1 protein-coding gene is annotated in these 1340 nt (G+C 35.0%); it reads left to right on the plus strand.

Annotation, left to right across the window (positions count from 1 at the left end; all coding sequences use genetic code 11):
* Positions 1 to 95 precede the first annotated feature (95 nt).
* The gene (locus tag PL9631_RS25440; RefSeq protein ID WP_083617868.1) at positions 96 to 1187 is read left to right on the plus strand and encodes an ISAs1 family transposase; all 1092 of its coding nucleotides are present in this window, start codon (positions 96 to 98) and stop codon (positions 1185 to 1187) included.
* Positions 1188 to 1340 lie beyond the last annotated feature (153 nt).

A 1340-nucleotide genomic window follows, 5' to 3' on the forward strand; every position in this document is an offset into this window, starting at 1 on the left:
CAGGGCTGTTTCAAAGTCAGGTGAAAAAGAGTAAAGAAAGAGCGATCGCCACCTGATAAAATGGAGAGCGATCGCCATTTTTTTCTAAAATAAAGATGCTAACAAGTTTAATAGAAAATTTAAAAGAAGTCAAGGATTTCCGAAAAAGTCAGGGAAAAAGGTATAGTTTATGGGAAGTGCTATTAGTAGTAGTTTTAGGGGTGATGTCAGGGCATCAAGGATATCGAGAGATGGAATATTTTGTCAAAGCCAACGAAGTTATCCTGAAAAGAACATTCAATATCTATAGCCAAGGAATGCCATCTTATTCAACAAGAAGGAGAGTGATGAGAGGAGTAGACGAGAAGGATTTAAGCAAAATAGTAAAAGAATGGTCAAGAGAGAATTCTCCTAAATTAAAGGGAATAGAGGGATTAGCAATAGATGGAAAAAGTTTAAGAAGTACGGTAAAAGACCCAGGAAATCAGCAGCAAAACATGGTAATAATGGTATCTCTATTTAGTCAAGAAACCGGATTAGTATTAGCGACGGAAAAGTTCGAGAGTAAAACCGGGTCAGAACAAGCTGTAGCCCAATGTATAATAGGAGAATGTGGTCTAAAAGGAAAGTTAATAACTGCGGATGCGTTACATTGTAATGTCACCACAGCCCGAAAGATTATCGAGAGTGAAAACGATTATTTAATTGCGGTTAAGAAGAATCAAATCAAACTGTATAATCAAATTGAAAAAATCACAAAGACGACGAAAGCTGAAAGTATAGATACTCAAAAAGAGCGGGGTCATGGACGAGAAACAACTCGTCGGGTATCAGTGTTTAAAAAATCAATAAAATTTGAAAGCCCTTGGGAACATATTGAAAGTATAATTCAGGTAGAACGGTGGGGATATAGAGGAAAAAAGCCTTATAAAGAAACGGTTTATTATATAAGTAGTATCTGGGAAAAGGCAGATTTTTTTGCCCAAAAGATTAAAGGGCATTGGGGGATTGAGAATCAAGTTCATTGGGTAAAAGATGTGTTATTTAAAGAGGATAGTATGAAAATTCATCAAGTACAAGCGGCGACTAATTGGGCACTGCTCAACACCCTAGGATTGAATATTTTCAGAGGTTTAGGATTTTGGTCAATAACAGAGGGAAGAAGGTGGTTAGGAAATCATTGGGAGAAATTAGTGGCTATCTCTTAATCCGATAGTTAAAAATTAAAAAATAGAGCAATTAATTTAGGAAAAATAGATAAAAATCGGGAATGTAAGTCTTACTCCATAGGGAATAAGAATATTTATGTTGCTTAGATGATATCTCCTATAATTAATATTAATATAGCAATTATATGAAAT

This window comes from Planktothrix paucivesiculata PCC 9631 (genome assembly GCF_900009265.2).
Lineage (GTDB): Bacteria > Cyanobacteriota > Cyanobacteriia > Cyanobacteriales > Microcoleaceae > Planktothrix > Planktothrix paucivesiculata.

Bases quoted from the DNA above. Each gene is read 5' to 3' on its own strand.
- PL9631_RS25440 (WP_083617868.1), top strand. From the start codon at position 96: ATGCTAACAAGTTTAATAGAAAATTTAAAAGAAGTCAAGGATTTCCGA.